An 18756-nucleotide genomic window follows, 5' to 3' on the forward strand; every position below is an offset into this window, starting at 1 on the left:
GGCTAATAAGGCCACGGCCATAAAAAAAGCCACCAGCGGTGGCTGGCGGCTCATCAATCATCGTCTACTTACTGCGCATGACATTCGGTCATGCGAGTGACCCGTTATTCCAATCAGGCCGTTTTACCCATCTTGCTGGCCGCTGTCTGTGCCTGCTTGATGTTGTCTTCAGTAATCTTCTGGCTTTTCTGAACGAAGTCCTGCTGTAGAGAAACCACGTTATCAGCATCGCTTTTGAGGCGCTCTGCCACTTCTTTGGCGACTTTCTGCTGGTTTTCCATGTAGCTGCGTAGTTCCTCGGCGTCTTTCACGCTCATCAGCTTGCGTGCCTGGGCAAGACTGGTATCTACGTAGGCTTTCTGCGCATCAAGTTGCGCATTGAAAAGCTTTTCTGTCATGTCGACACTCAGCGCAGCGTAAGCGCGTGCTGGGGCCATGAAGAAATTATCGAACTGCTGTGTCCATTCGTTGGTGTTGAAAGTACTCATAATCAAAAATCTCCTGTTTAGCGGTGCTAACGCGTTTCGATGAAATGGGTAGCAGCGCCAGACGAAGTGTCGTCCTGTGGTGCTTTCCCTGATGTTCTGCGTTGCAGCATAGCAGGCGTTTTTGTGCAGTGCAACATGGTTGGATAATAAAGCTGATGCCAGATCGCTTGAGTTTTATACTGCGGCCACTAGGCTAGAAATGACGCCGTTTCACGATTGCCCGTCGGTAAATTATCGTACCGACGTTTATCCGCCGATATCGACAAGGAGGACTACCATGAAAACGCGCATTGAACGCGACAGTATGGGGGAACTGGATGTTCCTGCCGAGGCGTTGTACGGCGCCCAGACGCAACGCGCAGTGAATAATTTTCCGGTCTCTCACACCCCGATGCCGGTTGCGTTTATTCATGCGATTGCACGCATCAAGCTTGCCGCCGCTCAGACTAACCAAGCGCTGGGTGAACTTGATGCTGATCGCGCCGACGCGATCATGCAGGCCGCCAGGGAAGTGATCAGTGGCGAGCACGACGAGCACTTTCCGGTGGATGTGTTTCAGACCGGGTCGGGCACTTCCAGCAACATGAACGTAAATGAAGTCATCGCCACCCTGGCCAGCCGTCGTGGTGTTGAGGTCCTGCCCAATGATCACGTCAATATGGGGCAGTCGAGTAACGATGTGATTCCGACAGCGATACATGTGTCGGCCGCATTGGCTGTACATGAGTCGCTTCGTCCGGCGCTGGTGCATCTTCGCAGTACGATTGATTCACGAGCTGCCGAGCTTTCGGATGTGGTCAAGACCGGCCGTACGCATCTTATGGATGCCATGCCGCTGCGCATGGATCAGGAACTGGGCGCCTGGTCGAGCCAACTGGGTCAGGCCATCGAGCGGCTGGACAGCTGCCTGACGCGGCTATGTCGGCTGGCGCAGGGCGGAACAGCTGTCGGGACAGGCATTAACGCACCCCAAGGGTTTGCCGACCAGGTGGCCTCCCAGCTAAGTGAGCAAACGGGACTGTCGTTTAAGCCCAACGATAGCTTTTTCGCCAGCATTGCCTCCCAGGACGCGGCCGTGGAGCTTTCCGGCCATCTCAAAGGCCTGGCGTGCATTGTCATGAAGATCGCCAATGACCTGCGCTGGATGAACTCAGGCCCGCTTGCCGGACTGGGTGAAATCGAGCTCGAGGCGCTGCAACCGGGCAGTTCGATCATGCCCGGTAAAGTGAATCCGGTGATTCCGGAGTCGGCTGCACAGGCCGCCGCGCAGGTTATTGGTCTGGATGCCGCGATAACGGTGGCCGGGCAGAGCGGGAATTTTCAGTTGAATGTCATGCTTCCCCTGGTGGCCTATAACTTGCTGACGGGCATCACACTGATGACCAGTACCACGCGGCTGTTAGCCGACCGTGCCATTGCGACCTTCACGGTACGGCGGGACAGCATTGAAACACCGCTCGCTCGTAATCCCATTCTGGTCACGGCGCTTAACAGCGCGATTGGTTACAATGCGGCAGCGGCCATCGCCAAGGAAGCTTATCAAACAGGGCGGCCGATCATTGATGTCGCTGAAGAGCACACCGACCTTGGGCGTGACCGCCTTGAGCGCTTGCTTGACCCAGAGGCGCTTACGCGAGGTGGCGTGCCTGATAACGACAAGGGCTAGGTCTGTTGCTCTTCGCGCTGACCCTGGCGGATGGTCTGACTTGCCTCGCTTTCCTCCTCCGCGCTTGCATCGGGTGTTTCATGCTCGTGCTTGCGGGTGGGGCGGTAGCAAAGCGTGGCAAGCATTGGAAAGTGATCCGAGCCAAAGTCTTTCAAGCGATGCATACGGCCAAGTGTGAAGTGCTCGCTGACGAAAATGTGGTCGAGAGGCCAGCGCAGAATCGGGTAGTGAGCGTGAAATGTACTGTACATCCCCCGCCCCCGACGAGGATCCAGCATGCCGGCAACGCGGCAGAAGCGCCGAGTAGTGCGTGACCAGGCAACATCGTTAAGATCGCCGGCGACCAGTGTCGGCTGCGGCGTCTTCTGGATCTTCTTACCCACCCATAACAGCTCGGCATCCCGCCAGAGCGACTTTTCGCTTTCACCCGGCGCTGGAGGGCGGGGATGCACCGCAAACAGTCGTATTGCCTCACCACCCGTCAGCCTGATGTGGGTATGGATAGAGGGAATGTCGTCCTGGATAAGCCACTCGACGGATGTGTTCTCAAGCGGCAGCCGTGAGTAAAGATGCATGCCGTAGAGGTTGTCGAGGGGAATCTTGACGCTATATGGCCACTGCGCGTCCAGCGCCGGGTCCAGTTGGTCCTGCCACCACTGATCAGATTCCAGTGTGAGAATGATGTCGGGCTGATGTGCGTGGATCTGATCGATAAGGTCAGAAGACCGGCGGTTAGGGGTCAGGACATTGGCGACGAGCAGCGTAATGTCCCGGGCTTCATTGCAAACGTTGGCTGAGCGGACCTGTTTGGGCCAGAGCCGCGTCCAGGGCAGGATATAGCACGCCTGGATGATAATGACGGCCAGGCAAATGACGAGCGTGATCATTTGCCATGTAGGTGATACAGGCATGAGCAGCGCTGCTATAAAGCAGGCAATGGCGAGGCTCGCAATCTGTAAGCGTGGAAATTCACAGCTACGAATCCACCACCAGCGCAGTCGTATGCGGGCAACCAGTGTTGTGAGTAATAAGACGATCGCGATGCTTCCCAGCAATAGGCCTGGCATGGCCGGTCTCCCGTGTTGTCTTGCGTTCGTCGATGGGCGCTGTTCCAGTGTAGCACCCGGTTTGTTCGGGCAGCGTGATAAGTTCCCGGCGGCGAAGTGACCGTCAGTGACTGCCGATGCTTTGCTAAGTCGATAAATAGCTTGCAATTCAGTGGCGGAAACGTAAAATACGCATCCGTTGCTCGGCAGGACCATAGCTCAGTTGGTTAGAGCGCCACGTTGACATCGTGGAGGTCGGCGGTTCAAATCCGCCTGGTCCTACCATCTTGGTTGTCGTTAAACGGCCAGGCAGCAATGACACTTTTTCAGGACCATAGCTCAGTTGGTTAGAGCGCCACGTTGACATCGTGGAGGTCGGCGGTTCAAATCCGCCTGGTCCTACCAGATTCTCGATTACGCCCCGTCATTCTCGTCATGACGGGGCGTTTTTGTTTTTGTGCGATTTGTCTGGCGTGAGGAAGTATCGCGTTGCTTTGTCAGTGGGGTCAGTCCGTCAGTGATCCCAGACAGGCAGGTCGGTTTGGCGTTTAAAAGTATTCAGTAATGCTTCAATGCCGGCTTGGTCCTCTTGGCTAAAGCGTGCTTCCTGCGGGCTGTCGATATCCAGCACCCCCCATAGCTGATCATTGCTGACAATCGGCACGACCAGCTCCGCCCGGGAGTCGATGTCGCAGGCAATATGGTCGGCAACGCTGTGAACATCATCAACGCGCTGGGTGGAACGCTTTCGCGCGGCAGCACCGCAAACCCCCTTGCTGAACGGAATGGGGTGGCAGGCAGGCTTGCCCTGAAAAGGCCCTAGCGCAAGCATCTCAGGTGAGCGTTGCAAATAAAAGCCGACCCAATTCAAGTGGGGTAGTGACTGCATGATGAAGGCGCAGGTTTGCGCACTATTGGTTAGCCAGTCGCGGGTATCCAGCAACGCGGCGAGCTGGCGATCGAGAAGGTCATAGTTGACGCTATCAAGTGACATGACGGCTCCCTGGTTATGCATATCCATAACGACACCGGGCCGACAGTTGTCGGCCCGGTGTGGTTGGTCTCTTGTCTGACAATGGTGAGGATTATTTCCAGCCGGGTACGGCGGCACCATCGAAGAGTTCTTCGGCTTTCTCGATCACTTCTTCGCTCTGGTAAGCGCTGACCAGCTGCTGGATCTCTTCACGGTCTTCATCACCGCCGCGGACGGCAATCAGGTTGACGTAGGGCGATTCGGGACCTTCTTTGATCAGCGCGTCGTCAAGGCTCAGGCCCGCGGGCTGCGCGAAGGTGTTGTTGATGAAGGCCATGTCGACATCCGGCAAAACGCGCGGTAGCTGGGCGGCTTCGATTTCGCGAAAACGGAAGTCTTTCGGGTTCTCGGCGATATCGATAGGTGTCGCTTCCAGGTTTTCGGGGTCATTCAGCGTGATGAGGCCTTCATTATGCATCAGGATCAGCGCGCGACCTTCATTGGACGGGTCATTGGGTAGCGCGATCTGGGCACCTTCAGGCAGTTCGTCAACGCTGTCGTACTTCTCTGAGTAAGCGCCGATGGGGTAGACAAATGTGTAGCCTGCAATGGCGAAATCATAGCCACGATCATTCACCATGGACCGCATGTAGGGCTCGTGCTGATAAGCGTTAGCGTCCAGGCTGCCGTCTGCCAGTGCTGCATTGGGCGTTACGTAATCAGTGAATTCGATAATTTCGACGTCAAGGTTGTATTCTTCCTTGGCAATTCGGGCAGCAACTTCCATGACTTCGGTTTCAGGGCCGGCAACGGTGCCCATCTTGATGCTGGCGGCTTGAGCACTGGCGCTAACGGCCAGTGCGAGTGCAGTAATGGTGCCGAGGGCTAATGTCTTCATGGCAACTCCTCTTGGATGTCAATTTTGGTGAATGGTGATAATGAGGGTAATTTTAATGCTTTTTCGTTATATGTCCACTGGAAAGCAATGCGGTTATTTGCGGTCGGTTTTGCGCACCAGGTAATCCCCCAGGCTCTGGAAGCCCTGTACCATGACAACGAGTACCACTACGGTGATCAGCATGATGGTTGGGTTGAATCGGTTGTAGCCATAGCGGATACCCAGATCACCGAGTCCGCCGCCGCCGACAGCGCCTGCCATGGCGGAGTAGCTGACCAGCGTTACCAGCGTAATGGTAAGGCCGGTGATAATACCGCCACGCGCTTCGGGGATTAGCACCTTGGTGATGATTTGCCATGGTGTAGCGCCCATGGCCTGGGCAGCCTCAATTAAACCCGGTGAGATTTCATTGAGGGCGCCTTCGATCAGCCGGGCGACGAAGGGAATCGCGGCAATGGTCAGCGGCACTGAAGCCGCATTGATGCCGATGGACGTGCCCACCAGCATCCGCGTAAACGGAATAATCGCCACCATCAAGATAATAAACGGAATGGAGCGGCCAACGTTGGTTACAATGCCCAGGGCGTGGTTCAGTAATGGCTTTGCCAGAATCTGCCTGGGTCGCGTTGCATAGAGCATCACGCCCAACGGTAGCCCGAGTAATGTCGAGATCAATCCCGATATGCCGACCATGTAGAGGGTATCGAGCGTTGCCTGAATAATAAGCTCAATCATTGCGCTGGACATAGCCTAATACCTCTACCTGTAATTGATGGTCTGCCAAGTAGTCCATAGCGGCTTGCGTCTGCTCAGACGTGCCCAGCAGTTCGGCAATCATCAAGCCAAGTGTTCTTTCCTGAATCGATTCCACCTTGGCCTGCAGAATGCTCACATCGACGCCGCAATCCCGTGCCAGGCGGGAAATAAGCGGTGTGGAGACCGCATCCCCCGAGAAAGTAAGCCGCACGACCGGGTGTGCGTTGGTGTCGGGGTTGTCGCTGAGGCGTTCGAGCAGCTCCTTGGGAGGAGACAGTTGCAGAAAATCGTTGAGAAAATCGCGCCCCAATTGGGTTCGAGGTGCGGTAAAGAAATCGCCTACTACGGCGTCCTCAACCAGCTCGCCATTGGATATCAGGCCGACACGATGGCAGATCGATTTAACCACTTCCATTTCATGGGTAATCAATAAAATGGTGATGCCGAGCTTATGGTTGATATCGCGCAGCAGTTCCAGGATTGAGCTGGTTGTCTGGGGGTCCAGTGCGGAGGTGGCCTCATCGCAGAGCAGGACGCGAGGGTTGCTGGCCAGCGCCCGGGCAATCGCAACGCGCTGTTTCTGCCCGCCGGATAGCTGCGCCGGAAATTGATCCGCCTTGTCGGACAGGCCGACCATTTCAAGCAGTGGGCTCACGCGATCACGAATATCTCGCCTGGGTTGGCCCATCAACTCCAGTGGCAGTGCTACGTTGTCAAACACGTTGCGTGTGGTGAGCAGATTAAAGTGCTGGAAGATCATGCCGATGCGGTGGCGTGCTTGGTTCAGCGCCGTGTTGCTCAATCGTGTGATCTCTTGTCCATCGACGGTCACCGTGCCCTGGGTGGGTCGCTCAAGCAGGTTGACGCAGCGAATGAGCGTCGACTTGCCCGCGCCGGACAGGCCGATAACACCGTGAATGGCCCCTTTGGGGATCGCCAGATTCACGCCCTTGAGGGCGTGAACGGCGTCGCGGCCGGTACCGTAGGTTTTGCTGACATTATTCAGTTCGATCATGGCGTCTGCCTTTTCTATAGGCCGAAGACGAAGGTGAGCGCGCAAGCGTAGGGGAGGGAACAAAAAAAGGCCACCCTTTCGGGTGGCCATCAACGCTGGACACACCCTTTTAGCTGCACTTCACCAAGCATTCACTCGGCGGACGCCCGCAATCTGGGTACAAATCGGCGCCTTTACATTTGCGGCGGGAGTCTAGAGAGCTAGCCAGGCGATGTCAAACCAAAAGAATAACATCTTATATTGCTGTTCAATTTAATAATTTTTTTAACTGATTTTTGTTTCTTTAAAAGTGTTAATTTCTCTTTTCTGGAGGCCTGGGTTTTCTGCAGGCATGAATACTGAGTTACGTTGATTGATCGCGCATGCCTTTGGGGTGCACAAATAGGTTTGTGCAGTAGTAAGCTTGCGCACGGATCAAATTAGAGCGAGGGCGCTATGTTTACTGGCATCGTGCAAGGCAAGGTAGAAGTCGTAGAAGTGCATGAGCTTGATAAGTTTCGTACGCATGTTGTGCAAATGCCCGATGCATTGCGCGAGGGATTGGCGACCGGCGCTTCGGTGGCGCACAACGGTGTGTGTTTGACGGTCACGGACATTTCAGGTGATCGGGTGAGCTTCGATTTGATGCGTGAAACGCTCCGGCTGACCAATCTTGGTGCAGTCGAGGTCGGGCAGTGCGTCAATATCGAGCGAGCGGCACGCTTTGGCGATGAAATTGGCGGGCATTCGATGTCGGGCCATGTGATTTGCATGGCGGAGGTGATCGCCATTGATGAGGCGCCCAATAACCGTCGGCTGTGGTTTGCGTTACCGGCTTCAGTGGGGCGGTTTGTATTTGAGAAAGGCTATATTGGTGTCGATGGTATCAGTCTGACGATTGGCGATGTGCGACCTTCGGCCGAGGGCGAAGGGGTCGAGTTCAGCGTTAATCTGATCCCTGAGACGCTGGACCGCACCATCCTGGGTGAGCGGATGCCAGGTGACCAGGTCAACATTGAAATCGATCCCCAGACCCAGGTGATTGTTGAAACGGTTGAGCGCGTTCTGGCCAGCCAAATGCGCTGATGGTCGGTATTGCCCAGGGGGTGCGTTTCTGACCGATTGGTTAGAAAGTGGCCTGAAGTTTGCTTATGTGAAGTTTGATTATATTAAGCGATGGGAAGTAACAGGCGGGCATCAGCCCGCGTTCGACAGCTGCACAAGGTGTTCGCATCAGGCGTGACCTTTCGGTAATATGTGCGGCTTTTCGCGCTGCCAGGGTGCATTCAGCGTTTACGCGAAGGATAAAAATACCTATGAAGTTTCTGGATAAGCAGTTCGGGCTCACTGAGCACAAAACCAACGTTAAAACAGAAGTCATCGCCGGGATAACCACTTTCCTGACAATGGCCTACATCATTTTTGTCAATCCCAGTATCCTTTCCGAGGCCGGGATGGACTATGGTGCGGTGTTTGTTGCTACCTGCGTTGCTGCCGCCATCGGCTGTCTGATCATGGGGTTGTGGGCGAACTATCCCATCGCTCAGGCCCCCGGTATGGGGCTCAACGCCTTCTTCACTTACGGTGTCGTGCTCGGGATGGGGTATACCTGGGAAGCAGCGTTAGGCGCTGTCTTCTTCTCCGGGTTGTGTTTTTTCCTGCTGAGTGTTTTCAAGATCCGTGAATGGATTATCAACTCTATTCCGCTTTCACTGCGACTGGGCATTGCCGCGGGTATTGGCCTGTTCCTGGCCATGATCGCGCTCAAAAATGCCGGTATCGTGGTCGCCAATGACGCTACCTTTGTTGCGCTGGGAGATCTCTCCGAGCCTGCTGCCCTGTATGCGCTCCTGGGCTTTTTCGTGATAACCGCGATGTCCTATTTAAGGATCACCGGTGCCGTCATGATCGGTATTCTTGGCATTACCATTGCGTCGACGCTGCTTGGTCACAATGAATATGGCGGTCTCATGTCCATGCCGCCCTCTATTGCACCGACCTTCATGGCAATGGATCTGATGGGGGCGTTGGATGTCGCCATGCTCAGCGTTATCTTTGCTTTCCTGTTTGTCGACCTGTTCGATACATCAGGTACGCTGGTGGGGGTTGCGCATCGCGGCAAGCTGCTGGACAAAGACGGCAAACTGCCGCGTCTTGGTCGTGCCATGATGGCCGACAGTACGGCATCAATGGCCGGCGCTGCCCTGGGTACCTCCACCACGACCAGCTATATTGAGTCGACGGCAGGCATTGCCTCGGGTGGACGGACTGGTTTGACGGCGGTCGTCGTGGCCGTACTCTTCCTGGTCAGCCTGTTCTTTGCGCCGTTGGCAGGCTCCATTCCTGCTTTCGCCACCGCCGGCGCGCTGCTCTACGTGGCTGTGCTGATGGCTGGCAGCCTGGCCCATGCCAACTGGGAAGATCCCACTGACGCCGCGCCGGTATTGATTGCCGCTCTGGCAATGCCGCTGACCTTTTCGATTGCCGAGGGCATCGCTCTCGGGTTTATCAGCTATGCAGCGATCAAAACCCTGTCGGGCCGTTTCAAAGACCTCAATCCAGCAGTGATTATTCTGGCGCTGCTGTTTGCGGTGAAATTTCTGTTTCTAGACTAACGTGGTTTTATTAATCCAATGAGAGACGCGATGAGCATCTACGGCGATTACATCAAGTCCGTGATTCGCACAGTGCCTGACTGGCCTGAGCAGGGGGTCAACTTTCGTGACATTACCCCGCTGCTGCAAAACAGCGCGGCATTTCGCAAGCTGATCGACAGCTTTGTACACCGCTACCAGGAAATGAACCTAGATGCCATCGCGTCGATTGATGCGCGGGGGTTTATCATCGGGGCACCTCTAGCCTATGAGTTGGGCTGCAGCTTTGTCCCGGTCCGCAAAAAAGGCAAGCTTCCGTTCAAGACCATCAGCGAAACCTACACGCTCGAGTACGGTCATTCGGAGGTCGAGCTTCATTCGGATGCGTTTCAAAAAGGTGACCGCATTTTGCTGATGGATGACCTGATTGCCACCGGCGGGACCATGTTGGCGGCGGCCAATCTTATACAGCGCAGCGGCGGGCATGTGGTCGAAACAGCGACCATTATTGATCTACCCGAACTGGGTGGTTCGCAAAAAATTCGCGATGCGGGCTATAGCGTCTTCGCGGTTTGTTCTTTTACAGAAGACGAGTAACGACCCTATGAGCAGTGAACGCTATCATCAGCACTTTACCGTCTCCTGGGATCAGCTCCACCGTGATGTTCGCCAGTTGTGCCATCAGTTGGTCGAGCGTGATTTTAAAGGGATTGTTGCGATTACCCGGGGAGGACTCATTCCTGCCGCCTTGATCGCGCGCGAACTTAACGTTCGGTTGATCGATACCGTGTGCATCAAAAGCTATGACCACATGGACCAGGGCGGGCTGGATATCCTGAAAGGCGTTGATCATGACGGCGAGGGTTGGCTGTTGGTCGATGACCTGGTGGATACCGGCAAGACGGCGCGGGCGGTAAGCGAGATGTTGCCCAAGGCGCATTTTGTCACTATCTACGCCAAGCCGGAAGGGCGCCCGCTGGTTGACCAGTACCTAACCGAAGTGGCTCAGCACTGCTGGATCCAGTTTCCCTGGGATATGGGCGTTGCCTACGTTGAACCTCTGGTGGACCAAGTGAAGAAATAATCATGTCGACCCCGCTTCCTGAAGACTGGAATCAGTGGCTTGGCGATGAGTTTCAGGCCGACTACATGCAGTCACTGAAACGTTTTCTGGCCGAGGAAAAAGCGGCCAAGAAGATCATTTATCCCCACTCGTCGCAGTGGTTTCGCGCCTTCGAGCTGACGCCGCTCAATGACGTCAAGGTGGTGATCCTGGGGCAGGACCCTTATCACGGACCCAATCAAGCGCACGGGCTATGTTTTTCCGTTCAGGCAGGGGTCCCGGTTCCGCCGTCGCTGGTCAATATCTACAAGGAGCTGGCTAGCGATGTAGGCGCTGAACCCGTCAAGCACGGGCATCTGGAAGCCTGGGCGAAGCAAGGCGTCTTGCTGCTCAATACCTCGCTGACGGTCGAGAAGGGCAACGCTGCCTCGCACCGGGGTAAAGGTTGGGAGTCTTTCACGGATAGCGCGATCAAGACGGTAAGCGCGCATGCGCTGCCCAGCGTCTTTCTGCTCTGGGGTAGCCACGCCCGGCAGAAAAAAGCCCTGATAGATACCCAGCGTCACTTAGTCCTGGAAGCGCCGCACCCCTCGCCGCTGTCTGCCCACCGAGGCTTTTTTGGCACCCGCCATTTTTCCCGGGCGAATCAATTCCTTGTTGAGCAGGGGCGCGAACCTGTTGAATGGCAATTACCCGCCACCCCTTAACCTGGTGACGGCTTAGGGGTAGAATACCGCCCGATTTTGCATGTTTGTGATCACCCGCGTTGCCCATAACCACCTGCTGTGAGGAAGTCCCATGAGTGTCCATGCCATTAACCATCCGCTTGTTCAGCATAAGTTGGGACTGATGCGCGAAATGGATTTAAGTACCAAGAGCTTTCGCGAGTTGGCGGGGGAAGTGGCCAAGCTGTTGACGTATGAAGCAACAAAGGGACTTGAACTCGAAGATCATACGATTGAAGGATGGAATGGGGAGCCGATCGGGACACGTCGCCTGAAAGGCAAGAAAGTAACGGTGGTGCCGATTCTGCGTGCCGGGCTTGGCATGCTCGAGGGCGTTACTGACCTGATCCCCAGCGCACGCGTCAGCGTTGTCGGGTTGTACCGTGATGAAGAGACGCTGCAGCCGGTCCCTTACTTTGCCAAATTCGCCAACGATATCGAAGAGCGTATGGCCATCGTCATTGACCCGATGCTGGCCACCGGCGGCTCAATGGTCGCGACATTGGACATGCTTCGTGAACGTGGCTGCGAGCATATGAAGGTGATCGTATTGGTGGCAGCACCCGAAGGGATCAAGCGAGTCCAGGAAGCCTATCCGGATATCGAGATTTATACGGCGTCGGTGGATGATCGGTTGGACGATAACGGCTATATCGTTCCTGGTCTGGGCGATGCGGGTGACAAGATTTTCGGCACCCGATAAGCATTGATGATTCAGCAGCCCCTGGCGTTTTACGTTAGGGGCATTTTTTTGCCCATCATTACCCCAAAGACCTGTGAGGAGTTTGCATAATGAATGATACGCCTAGCCAGCCTGAATCCTGGCCTCGCGTGTTGCTAACCGGAGCACAAATGCTGTTTGTGGCGTTTGGTGCTTTGGTCCTGGTGCCGCTATTGACCGGGCTTGATCCAAGCGTTGCGTTATTTACCGCTGGGATAGGCACGCTGCTGTTTCATACCGTAACCCGCCTGACGGTCCCCGTCTTTCTGGCCTCATCATTTGCTTTTATTGCGCCGATCCAGGGGTCGATCGCCAACTTTGGCGTGTCGGCCACGCTGGGCGGACTGATGGTGGCCGGTTTGGTGTACGTCGCGATTTCCATGGCGGTACGCGTCAAAGGCACCGGCTGGCTTCATCGCCTGTTGCCACCGGTGGTGGTGGGGCCGGTTATCATGGTAATCGGGCTGGCCCTGGCCCCGGTGGCGGTAGAGATGGCGACCGGTGAAACCAGCGATAACATCGGTTATGGCGCGGCGCTGTTCCTGTCCATGGCGAGCTTGCTGGTGACCCTGATCCTGGCTGTATTTGGTCGCGGGCTGCTGCGCTTGATTCCGATCATGGGCGGTATTGTTGTGGGTTATTGCCTGGCGTTGCTGATGGGGCTGGTCGACTTCACGCCTGTCCAGGACGCTGGCTGGCTGTCCATTCCGGCGTTTACCGCGCCGAGTTTTCACTGGGCGGCGATTCTGTTTATGATTCCTGTCGCCATCGCGCCGGCGGTGGAGCATATTGGTGACATGGTGGCCATCGGATCGGTGACCCGGCGTAATTACCTTGAAAAGCCGGGGCTGCACCGAACCTTGCTGGGGGATGGCCTGGCGACGACAGCGGCCGCTTTATTCGGCGGCCCGCCTAATACCACCTATTCAGAGGTGACCGGGGCCGTCACTCTGACCCGGGCTTTCAACCCGCGCTATATGGTGGTGGCCGCAGTGCTGGCCATATCGCTGGCGTTTATTGCCAAGCTGGGTGCGCTGCTGCAAACCATCCCAGGCCCTGTCATGGGGGGAATCATGACCCTGCTGTTTGGCTCTATTGCGGTGGTGGGTATGAATACGCTGGTCAGGGCAGGACATTCATTGACCGCGCCGCGTAATCTGGTCGTTGTGTCATTGATTCTTGTCTTTGGCATTGGTGGCATGCAGGTTGGCGGTGGTCAGTTTACGCTGCAAGGCGTTAGCCTGGCGGCGTTGGTTGGGATTGTGTTGAACTGGTTGCTGCCTGACGAGCCACAAGATGAACCTGATCATGCCCATTAACCTTTCTTCATTGGGAGCCGAGCGTTTATGCCGTTAGATTCATCGCTACCCTTTCCCGTGCTGGGAATTGCTGCCTGGAGTGGGACTGGGAAGACGACGCTGCTTGAGCAGTTGTTACCGCGGCTGCGGGCAGAGGGTATCCAGGTAGCGGTGATCAAGCACGCTCATCATCGGTTTGATGTCGATCAGCCGGGAAAAGATAGCTATAAGCTACGTAGTGCAGGCGCTACGCCCATGCTGATTGCCTCGAGCCAACGCCTGGCACTGATGCAGGAAACGCCAGACGGCGAAGAGCCGGATTTAAATCAGTTGTTGGCAATGGTGGCCGTGCATCAACCTGACCTGGTGCTGGTAGAAGGCTTTAAAGCTTGGCCACTGCCCAAGCTGGTGCTTTATCGTGAGGGGATAGGTGATGCGCAAATCCTGCAGAGTCAGGGTGTCGAAGCCGTCGCCCTTCAGGGGGCTTCTCCCATCTCTCTGTCGGCCACGACGACGCAACTGGCACTCGATGATAGCGACGGGATTGCACGCTGGATAATCGATTGGATGGCGGGCCAACGGCTCAATGATGTTTCACGCACTGATAGGTGACCCCATGCAGTTAACGCATCTCAATAGCCGCGGCGAAGCCCGCATGGTGGATGTTGCAGACAAACAGGAAACGCGCCGGGAAGCGGTGGCTTCCGGTCGTATTGTGATGCAACCCGCTACCCTGAAACAGCTCAGCGAGGGTGCTTTACCCAAGGGTGATGTGTTGGCCACCGCCCGTATTGCGGGAATCCAGGCAGCAAAGCGCACCCATGAATTGATCCCGCTGTGCCACTCGCTGGCACTTTCCAAAGTGGCCATAGAGTTTGATGTCGACCCCGATGAAAGCTGTGTTCATGTGACCGCGAACTGCCGGTTGAATGGCCGCACAGGTGTCGAGATGGAAGCGTTGACGGCCGTCTCCGTGGCCTGTTTAACGCTTTACGATATGTGCAAGGCGGTCGACAAAACCATGCGCATCGACGCGGTGCAACTGGATAGCAAAAGCGGTGGTCAGCGGGGAGATTATCAGCGCGAAGAAGCGCCTGAAACGGCGACGCCGATTGTAACGGGTCAGGGAACAGCCGGCGAAGTGAGCCTGGGCGGGCGCTGTCATTCGCCCTGCGTGCTGGTCAAGTTTCTTGCCGAACTACGCGAGCAGTTGGGTGAAAATGAGCGGGTAGTGACTTTCGATCAACTCGAAAGCCGCGATATAGCGGGCCTCAAAGTAGCGCTGGCGACTCAGGATGAACGTTTTCAGCTGTTGCAGGACCAGCGCACGCTATGTGCCATCAATCAGGTCATGGCCAATGATGATGCGCGAATTACCGACGATGACGAGGTTGCTTTCTTTCCGCCGGTCACCGGGGGCTGAAAATGGACATTACCATCCGCGTTCAAGAGGCGCCTTTTGACATGGCGTATGGCTATGAAGCCAGCATTGGGGGCCGCACGGATATTGGCGGCGTCGTCAGCTTTACCGGCCTGGTGCGTGATTTTAACGAAACACCCGATGTCACGGGATTGACCCTGGAGCATTATCCAGGCATGACCGAGTCAACCTTACAGCGTATTGCGGAAGAGGCGGGAGAACGCTGGGCACTAAGCGCCGTTACGATTATTCACCGTGTCGGCCACATGCGCCCCGGCGATGCGATCGTCAGAGTGCTGGTAGCGAGTGCCCATCGTCGCGAAGCCTTCGAAGCCTGCGATTTCATCATGGACTGGCTAAAGACTCAGGCACCGTTCTGGAAGAAAGAACATGGTCGCCACGGGGACTACTGGGTCAAGGAACGCCACTCGGATATCGAGGATGCTGCCCGCTGGTAGTCTCCGGGGAGCCAGCTTTGGGGTCGGCTAATCGTCCGCCACTGTCGCTGGCAGCTCGCTGGCCATAATCTGCAGGTGTACTTCAGGTAAATGCTGCAGCCGTTCTGCCAGCCAGGCAATCAAGCGGGGCTGAAGGCCCAGGCGCAGATCCGCCAACGTGTCGGCGTGGAGTTCGGCAAGCTGATCATCCAGCCATTCGCTGAAACTGTCCTCGTCGAATGAATTGGCACTTGTATTGTCCAGCATCAGGCGCCCGACGCGCGCCCACCCGGTTTGAGTGGCGGTCACCGGTAACGCAAGATAGAGGCTGCCGCGTCGTGGGAGGGTGCTGTTTTCGCTCTCCAGTCCAGGGTGGGGTACTACGCTGTTCTGGCTGACGATGCATGGCGGTTGCGGGTAGTGCTGCTCGTGATGCAGTCCCTGCTGATCGAAGCGGATCAAGTCGCCATTGACCGGCGCCAAGGGGGCTTGAATACCCAGGGACGCGGCCAGCTGCTGGTGGGCCTGTTGATGAAGGCTTTCACCATGAACCGGCAACAGGTGGCTTGGCGTCAGCCATTGATAAAAGCGGGTGATTTCGTCCTGTGCCGGATGTCCGGTCGCGTGAAGTTGCGGATGACTGAACTCATCGAATAGCTCGACGCCCAACTGCTGCAGGCGCTTTTTCAACTGCCCGATGGGTCTCTCGTTACCCGGAATGGCCTTGGCGGAAAAAATCACGTTGTCACCAGGCTGTAAATCCACGTGAGGATGACGCCCCTGGGCAAGTCGCTGCAGGGCGGCGCGTGGCTCACCTTGGCTACCGGTGGCAATGACCACGACTTCATCGGGCGGCAAATAACCCAGGTCATGGGCGGGCACGATGGCAGGAAAATCGTCCAGATAGCCGAGGCCGCGTGCGACACCCACCATGCGCTCCATCGAGCGCCCCATCAGGCTGACGCGCCGCCCGCACTGGTAGGCGGCACGGCCAATCGCCAACACCCGGGCGAGATTACTGGCAAAGCAGGAGACAATGATCCGGCCTTCGCAGTTGGCGAGCGTCTCGACCAGCGCTTTGGCGACATCGCCTTCGCTGCCTGAGTGGCCGGGTAGAGGGGCATTCGTGGAATCCCCCACTACCAAATCAACCGGCGCTAAGGCCTTGAATTGCGTCTGATCGATCGGCGCGCCGATAATTGGATCAGGGTCGAGCTTCCAATCGCCACTGTGCAATACACGATAGCGACCTGCCATGACCATCAGCGAGCAGCTCTCGGGTATCGAGTGTGGAACCGCCAGGAAGCGCAGGGTGAAAGGCCCGCTTTCCAATGCCTCACCTGGCTCGACCACATGAATGGCGGCGCTTGAGAGCTGATGTTCGGCAAACTTCAGGCGCAACAAGCCTGCCGCCAGCGGCGTTGCATAAATGGGGCATTGCCAGTGGGGCCAGAGCCAGGCGACCGCCCCAATGTGGTCTTCATGGCCGTGGGTGATGTAGAGCGCTTGCGGGGCAATGCCCAGGGCTTTGGGGGTTTCCAGGTTGGGCACCTGGAGTGGCGCATTGGGTAGATCCTGGCGAATCATCATGCCGCAATCCACGACGATCCAGTGATCTTCGTACCCATACAGCGTCAGGTTCATGCCAATTTCCCCGCAGCCGCCTAACGGCAAGAGGCGTAAGGGAGGGCGACGACGGGGACGAATATGAACGCGCGGTGGATGCATCAGATTAATAAAGCCTAGAAAGTAATTGGTTAACTATACGGGATGGGGCGGGCGGCTAACAATCACTGCCATTAAGGGCGGTGATTGCGAGCGCTTCATTCGGTACACTAGACGTTTGTTTAATGCCAGCGGACGGCCCGATCATCGTCGCCCGGCAAACCGTGAAGAGTAATGACTATGTCGCATTTTTATCGTTTGGTGGTGTCCTGCCCGGACCAGGTGGGGATCGTCGCGAAGGTATCGAGTTTTATCGCGGACCAGGGAGGGTCGATTACCGAGGCCAGCCAGCATTCCGATCTGGAAACCGGGCGTTTTTTCATGCGCTACGAAATATTGGCGGATTCGCTGGGTATGTCGGCAGAGGCATTACGTTCAGCCTTCGAGCCGGTGGCGGAGCGGTTTGACATGGACTGGGCGCTGGTCGATACCCGGAAACGGCAGCGGGTTGTCCTGATGGTTTCGCGAGAATCCCATTGCCTTGTCGATTTGCTTTACCGCTGGCAGGTGGGTGAGCTGGACTGCGATATCGTGGGTGTGATTTCCAACCATGACGACATGCGTTCGTTAACGGAATGGTACGGAATACCATATCACCATGTGCCGGTGGATCCGGCAGACAAGACAGCGGCCTTTGAGCAGGTGCAGGCGCATATTGATGATGCCCGGGCCGACAGTATCGTGCTGGCTCGCTACATGCAGATATTACCGCCAGCGTTGTGTGAACGATATGCGGGGCAGGTCATTAATATCCACCACAGTTTTCTGCCGTCTTTTGCTGGCGCCAAACCCTATCACCAAGCCTACCAGCGTGGCGTCAAGTTGATAGGGGCTACCTGCCATTACGTGACTCAGGAGTTGGATGCAGGGCCCATCATCGAGCAGGACATTCACCGGGTCAGCCACTGTCATACGCCGACCGATCTGGTACGTTTTGGCCGCGATGTTGAAAAAGCCGTCCTCGCGCGCGGTCTTCGCTGGCATCTGGAAGACCGCGTGCTGGTGCATGGCAACAAGACCATCGTGTTCAGCTAGCCGAGCGCCTGGCCATTGCCACCGCGAATAACGCCGACCCCAACCCCTTCGATATCAAGTGGTTGGGTGCGTAGGTCGATATGGATAGGGTCGAAGTCGGGGTTTTCAGCGATCAGGGTGACGTGATTCCCGTCGCGTTTGAAACGCTTGACGGTGACTTCGTCTTCCAGCCGGGCGACGACAATCTGGCCATCCCGAACGCGCTGGGTGCGGTGGACGGCGAGAAGGTCGCCTTCGAGGATGCCGACGTTCTGCATCGACAGCCCGCGAACGCGCAACAGATAATCTGCTCTGGGCGTGAAGTAGTCGGCGGGCAGGGGGCAGTAGCGATCAATATGCTCAGCGGCCAGGATAGGGCTACCCGCCGCGACTTCGCCAATGATGGGCAGGCCGTTGGCAGGGTCTGCGCCTGAGGCTGGCAGCACGTCTGGCGTTTCCTGGTGCTCCTGGTTGGGCAGGCGTATGCCGCGCGACGTATTGCGAATGATGCGAATGACGCCTTTACGCTCAAGTGCGCGTAAGTGTTCTTCTGCCGCATTGGGCGAACGGAACCCCAGTGCCTTGGCTATTTCAGCCCGGGTGGGCGGATAGCCGAGCTCAGCCATGGTCTTGACAATAAAGTCGAACACGTTTTGTTGACGAACAGTTAATGGCCGCGACATACCAGCCTCCAGATTGAATAAGTGAGCAAGACTGCGTTCCTGTTTACCTATCAGTATGTAGTCAACAGTCAGTATGTAGTTAACAGTATGTGGTTAAGTATACAGCATGTTCTCCTGTCCAGTATATAATGGGGGTAAGGCAGCTAACAAATTGATGTATATGAAGATGCAAAGCGGCGTTGGATAAGGGTTGGGTGTTCAGGTATACGTTGAGAGGTAACAAACGATAACGTAGTATCCTGGTTTGTTTAAAAC

At 56.2% G+C, this 18756-nt stretch carries 20 protein-coding genes and 2 tRNA genes; 14 read left to right on the forward strand and 8 right to left on the reverse strand.

Annotated features, from left to right (window positions below; all coding sequences use genetic code 11):
- Positions 1–113: 113 nt before the first annotated feature.
- The gene (locus tag B7L15_RS12730; RefSeq protein ID WP_066315349.1) at positions 114–488 is read right to left on the reverse strand and encodes a phasin family protein; all 375 of its coding nucleotides are present in this window, start codon (positions 486–488) and stop codon (positions 114–116) included.
- A gap of 277 nt (positions 489–765) precedes the next feature.
- Here B7L15_RS12730 and B7L15_RS12735 point away from each other — a divergent pair, with 277 nt between their 5' ends.
- Positions 766–2154 (forward strand): class II fumarate hydratase, encoded by a 1389-nt coding sequence (locus tag B7L15_RS12735; RefSeq protein ID WP_085919334.1) that lies wholly within the window; start codon positions 766–768, stop codon positions 2152–2154.
- On the opposite strand, the gene B7L15_RS12740 is transcribed toward B7L15_RS12735, so the two are convergent.
- Positions 2151–3221 (reverse strand): endonuclease/exonuclease/phosphatase family protein, encoded by a 1071-nt coding sequence (locus B7L15_RS12740; RefSeq protein WP_085919335.1) that lies wholly within the window; start codon positions 3219–3221, stop codon positions 2151–2153. The two genes, B7L15_RS12735 and B7L15_RS12740, sit on opposite strands and share 4 nt — an antisense overlap.
- Before the next feature lie 187 nt (positions 3222–3408).
- Between B7L15_RS12740 and B7L15_RS12745 the strand changes: the two genes are divergently transcribed.
- Together B7L15_RS12745 and B7L15_RS12750 are read left to right on the forward strand one after the other, a co-directional pair.
- Positions 3409–3485, forward strand: a tRNA-Val gene (locus tag B7L15_RS12745).
- Positions 3486–3528: 43 nt separating this feature from the next.
- Positions 3529–3605: transfer RNA gene (locus B7L15_RS12750), tRNA-Val, on the forward strand.
- Between the two features lie 109 nt (positions 3606–3714).
- Here the strand turns inward: B7L15_RS12750 and B7L15_RS12755 are convergent.
- From B7L15_RS12755 to B7L15_RS12770, 4 genes are all read right to left on the reverse strand, one after another.
- Positions 3715–4194 (reverse strand): GAF domain-containing protein, encoded by a 480-nt coding sequence (locus B7L15_RS12755; RefSeq protein WP_085919336.1) that lies wholly within the window; start codon positions 4192–4194, stop codon positions 3715–3717.
- Positions 4195–4285: 91 nt separating this feature from the next.
- Positions 4286–5071, reverse strand: a complete 786-nt coding sequence (locus tag B7L15_RS12760; protein WP_085919337.1) for a MetQ/NlpA family ABC transporter substrate-binding protein — start codon at positions 5069–5071, stop codon at positions 4286–4288.
- A gap of 93 nt (positions 5072–5164) precedes the next feature.
- Positions 5165–5818: a methionine ABC transporter permease gene (locus tag B7L15_RS12765; RefSeq protein ID WP_085919338.1), complete on the reverse strand. Its 654-nt coding sequence runs from the start codon at positions 5816–5818 to the stop codon at positions 5165–5167.
- The gene (locus tag B7L15_RS12770; RefSeq protein ID WP_085919339.1) at positions 5799–6842 is read right to left on the reverse strand and encodes a methionine ABC transporter ATP-binding protein; all 1044 of its coding nucleotides are present in this window, start codon (positions 6840–6842) and stop codon (positions 5799–5801) included. The genes B7L15_RS12765 and B7L15_RS12770 overlap by 20 nt, the downstream gene beginning before the upstream one ends.
- Positions 6843–7277: 435 nt before the next feature.
- On the opposite strand from B7L15_RS12770, the gene B7L15_RS12775 reads away from it, so the two are divergent.
- The 10 genes from B7L15_RS12775 to moaE all read left to right on the forward strand — a co-directional run bounded on the left by B7L15_RS12775 (position 7278) and on the right by moaE (position 15100).
- A complete protein-coding gene (locus tag B7L15_RS12775; protein WP_085919340.1) occupies positions 7278–7907 on the forward strand; it encodes a riboflavin synthase subunit alpha in 630 nt (209 codons plus the stop codon).
- A 230-nt stretch (positions 7908–8137) separates the two neighbouring features.
- Entirely contained in the window at positions 8138–9436 is a 1299-nt protein-coding gene (locus tag B7L15_RS12780) for an NCS2 family permease (protein WP_085919341.1), read from the forward strand.
- A 30-nt stretch (positions 9437–9466) separates the two neighbouring features.
- Positions 9467–10012: an adenine phosphoribosyltransferase gene (locus B7L15_RS12785; RefSeq protein ID WP_066315382.1), complete on the forward strand. Its 546-nt coding sequence runs from the start codon at positions 9467–9469 to the stop codon at positions 10010–10012.
- A gap of 7 nt (positions 10013–10019) precedes the next feature.
- Positions 10020–10499 (forward strand): xanthine phosphoribosyltransferase, encoded by a 480-nt coding sequence (gpt, locus tag B7L15_RS12790; protein WP_085919342.1) that lies wholly within the window; start codon positions 10020–10022, stop codon positions 10497–10499.
- Between the two features lie 2 nt (positions 10500–10501).
- Entirely contained in the window at positions 10502–11185 is a 684-nt protein-coding gene (ung, locus tag B7L15_RS12795) for a uracil-DNA glycosylase (protein ID WP_176243687.1), read from the forward strand.
- Positions 11186–11276: 91 nt separating this feature from the next.
- Positions 11277–11906: a uracil phosphoribosyltransferase gene (gene upp, locus B7L15_RS12800; RefSeq protein WP_085919344.1), complete on the forward strand. Its 630-nt coding sequence runs from the start codon at positions 11277–11279 to the stop codon at positions 11904–11906.
- Between the two features lie 89 nt (positions 11907–11995).
- A complete protein-coding gene (locus B7L15_RS12805; RefSeq protein WP_085919345.1) occupies positions 11996–13243 on the forward strand; it encodes a uracil-xanthine permease family protein in 1248 nt (415 codons plus the stop codon).
- Between the two features lie 27 nt (positions 13244–13270).
- Positions 13271–13834: a molybdopterin-guanine dinucleotide biosynthesis protein B gene (gene mobB, locus B7L15_RS12810; protein ID WP_085919346.1), complete on the forward strand. Its 564-nt coding sequence runs from the start codon at positions 13271–13273 to the stop codon at positions 13832–13834.
- A gap of 4 nt (positions 13835–13838) precedes the next feature.
- Complete coding sequence (gene moaC, locus B7L15_RS12815) at positions 13839–14645, forward strand: cyclic pyranopterin monophosphate synthase MoaC (RefSeq protein WP_085919347.1); 807 nt, start codon at positions 13839–13841, stop codon at positions 14643–14645.
- 2 nt (positions 14646–14647) lie between these two features.
- Positions 14648–15100: a molybdopterin synthase catalytic subunit MoaE gene (gene moaE / locus B7L15_RS12820; protein ID WP_085919348.1), complete on the forward strand. Its 453-nt coding sequence runs from the start codon at positions 14648–14650 to the stop codon at positions 15098–15100.
- Positions 15101–15127: 27 nt separating this feature from the next.
- Here moaE and B7L15_RS12825 read toward each other — a convergent pair whose 3' ends face one another.
- Positions 15128–16723: a ribonuclease J gene (locus B7L15_RS12825; protein WP_085919349.1), complete on the reverse strand. Its 1596-nt coding sequence runs from the start codon at positions 16721–16723 to the stop codon at positions 15128–15130.
- Positions 16724–16984: 261 nt separating this feature from the next.
- On the opposite strand from B7L15_RS12825, the gene purU reads away from it, so the two are divergent.
- Entirely contained in the window at positions 16985–17839 is an 855-nt protein-coding gene (gene purU / locus B7L15_RS12830; RefSeq protein WP_085919350.1) for a formyltetrahydrofolate deformylase, read from the forward strand.
- Here purU and lexA read toward each other — a convergent pair.
- On the reverse strand, positions 17836–18501 hold the full coding sequence (gene lexA / locus B7L15_RS12835; RefSeq protein WP_085919351.1) for a transcriptional repressor LexA: 666 nt from the start codon (positions 18499–18501) through the stop codon (positions 17836–17838). The genes purU and lexA overlap by 4 nt on opposite strands.
- Positions 18502–18756: the final 255 nt, after the last annotated feature.

Source organism: Halomonas sp. CSM-2, assembly GCF_002119345.1.
Lineage (GTDB): Bacteria > Pseudomonadota > Gammaproteobacteria > Pseudomonadales > Halomonadaceae > Vreelandella > Vreelandella janggokensis.

Excerpts from the sequence above, each read along its gene's own strand:
- B7L15_RS12730 (WP_066315349.1), bottom strand. The coding sequence starts at position 488 with ATGAGTACTTTCAACACCAACGAATGGACACAGCAGTTCGATAATTTC.
- B7L15_RS12735 (WP_085919334.1), top strand. The coding sequence starts at position 766 with ATGAAAACGCGCATTGAACGCGACAGTATGGGGGAACTGGATGTTCCT.
- B7L15_RS12740 (WP_085919335.1), bottom strand. The coding sequence starts at position 3,221 with ATGCCAGGCCTATTGCTGGGAAGCATCGCGATCGTCTTATTACTCACA.
- B7L15_RS12755 (WP_085919336.1), bottom strand. The coding sequence starts at position 4,194 with ATGTCACTTGATAGCGTCAACTATGACCTTCTCGATCGCCAGCTCGCC.
- B7L15_RS12760 (WP_085919337.1), bottom strand. The coding sequence starts at position 5,071 with ATGAAGACATTAGCCCTCGGCACCATTACTGCACTCGCACTGGCCGTT.
- B7L15_RS12765 (WP_085919338.1), bottom strand. The coding sequence starts at position 5,818 with ATGTCCAGCGCAATGATTGAGCTTATTATTCAGGCAACGCTCGATACC.
- B7L15_RS12770 (WP_085919339.1), bottom strand. The coding sequence starts at position 6,842 with ATGATCGAACTGAATAATGTCAGCAAAACCTACGGTACCGGCCGCGAC.
- B7L15_RS12775 (WP_085919340.1), top strand. The coding sequence starts at position 7,278 with ATGTTTACTGGCATCGTGCAAGGCAAGGTAGAAGTCGTAGAAGTGCAT.
- B7L15_RS12780 (WP_085919341.1), top strand. The coding sequence starts at position 8,138 with ATGAAGTTTCTGGATAAGCAGTTCGGGCTCACTGAGCACAAAACCAAC.
- B7L15_RS12785 (WP_066315382.1), top strand. The coding sequence starts at position 9,467 with ATGAGCATCTACGGCGATTACATCAAGTCCGTGATTCGCACAGTGCCT.
- gpt (WP_085919342.1), top strand. The coding sequence starts at position 10,020 with ATGAGCAGTGAACGCTATCATCAGCACTTTACCGTCTCCTGGGATCAG.
- ung (WP_176243687.1), top strand. The coding sequence starts at position 10,502 with ATGTCGACCCCGCTTCCTGAAGACTGGAATCAGTGGCTTGGCGATGAG.
- upp (WP_085919344.1), top strand. The coding sequence starts at position 11,277 with ATGAGTGTCCATGCCATTAACCATCCGCTTGTTCAGCATAAGTTGGGA.
- B7L15_RS12805 (WP_085919345.1), top strand. The coding sequence starts at position 11,996 with ATGAATGATACGCCTAGCCAGCCTGAATCCTGGCCTCGCGTGTTGCTA.
- mobB (WP_085919346.1), top strand. The coding sequence starts at position 13,271 with ATGCCGTTAGATTCATCGCTACCCTTTCCCGTGCTGGGAATTGCTGCC.
- moaC (WP_085919347.1), top strand. The coding sequence starts at position 13,839 with ATGCAGTTAACGCATCTCAATAGCCGCGGCGAAGCCCGCATGGTGGAT.
- moaE (WP_085919348.1), top strand. The coding sequence starts at position 14,648 with ATGGACATTACCATCCGCGTTCAAGAGGCGCCTTTTGACATGGCGTAT.
- B7L15_RS12825 (WP_085919349.1), bottom strand. The coding sequence starts at position 16,723 with ATGAACCTGACGCTGTATGGGTACGAAGATCACTGGATCGTCGTGGAT.
- purU (WP_085919350.1), top strand. The coding sequence starts at position 16,985 with ATGTCGCATTTTTATCGTTTGGTGGTGTCCTGCCCGGACCAGGTGGGG.
- lexA (WP_085919351.1), bottom strand. The coding sequence starts at position 18,501 with ATGTCGCGGCCATTAACTGTTCGTCAACAAAACGTGTTCGACTTTATT.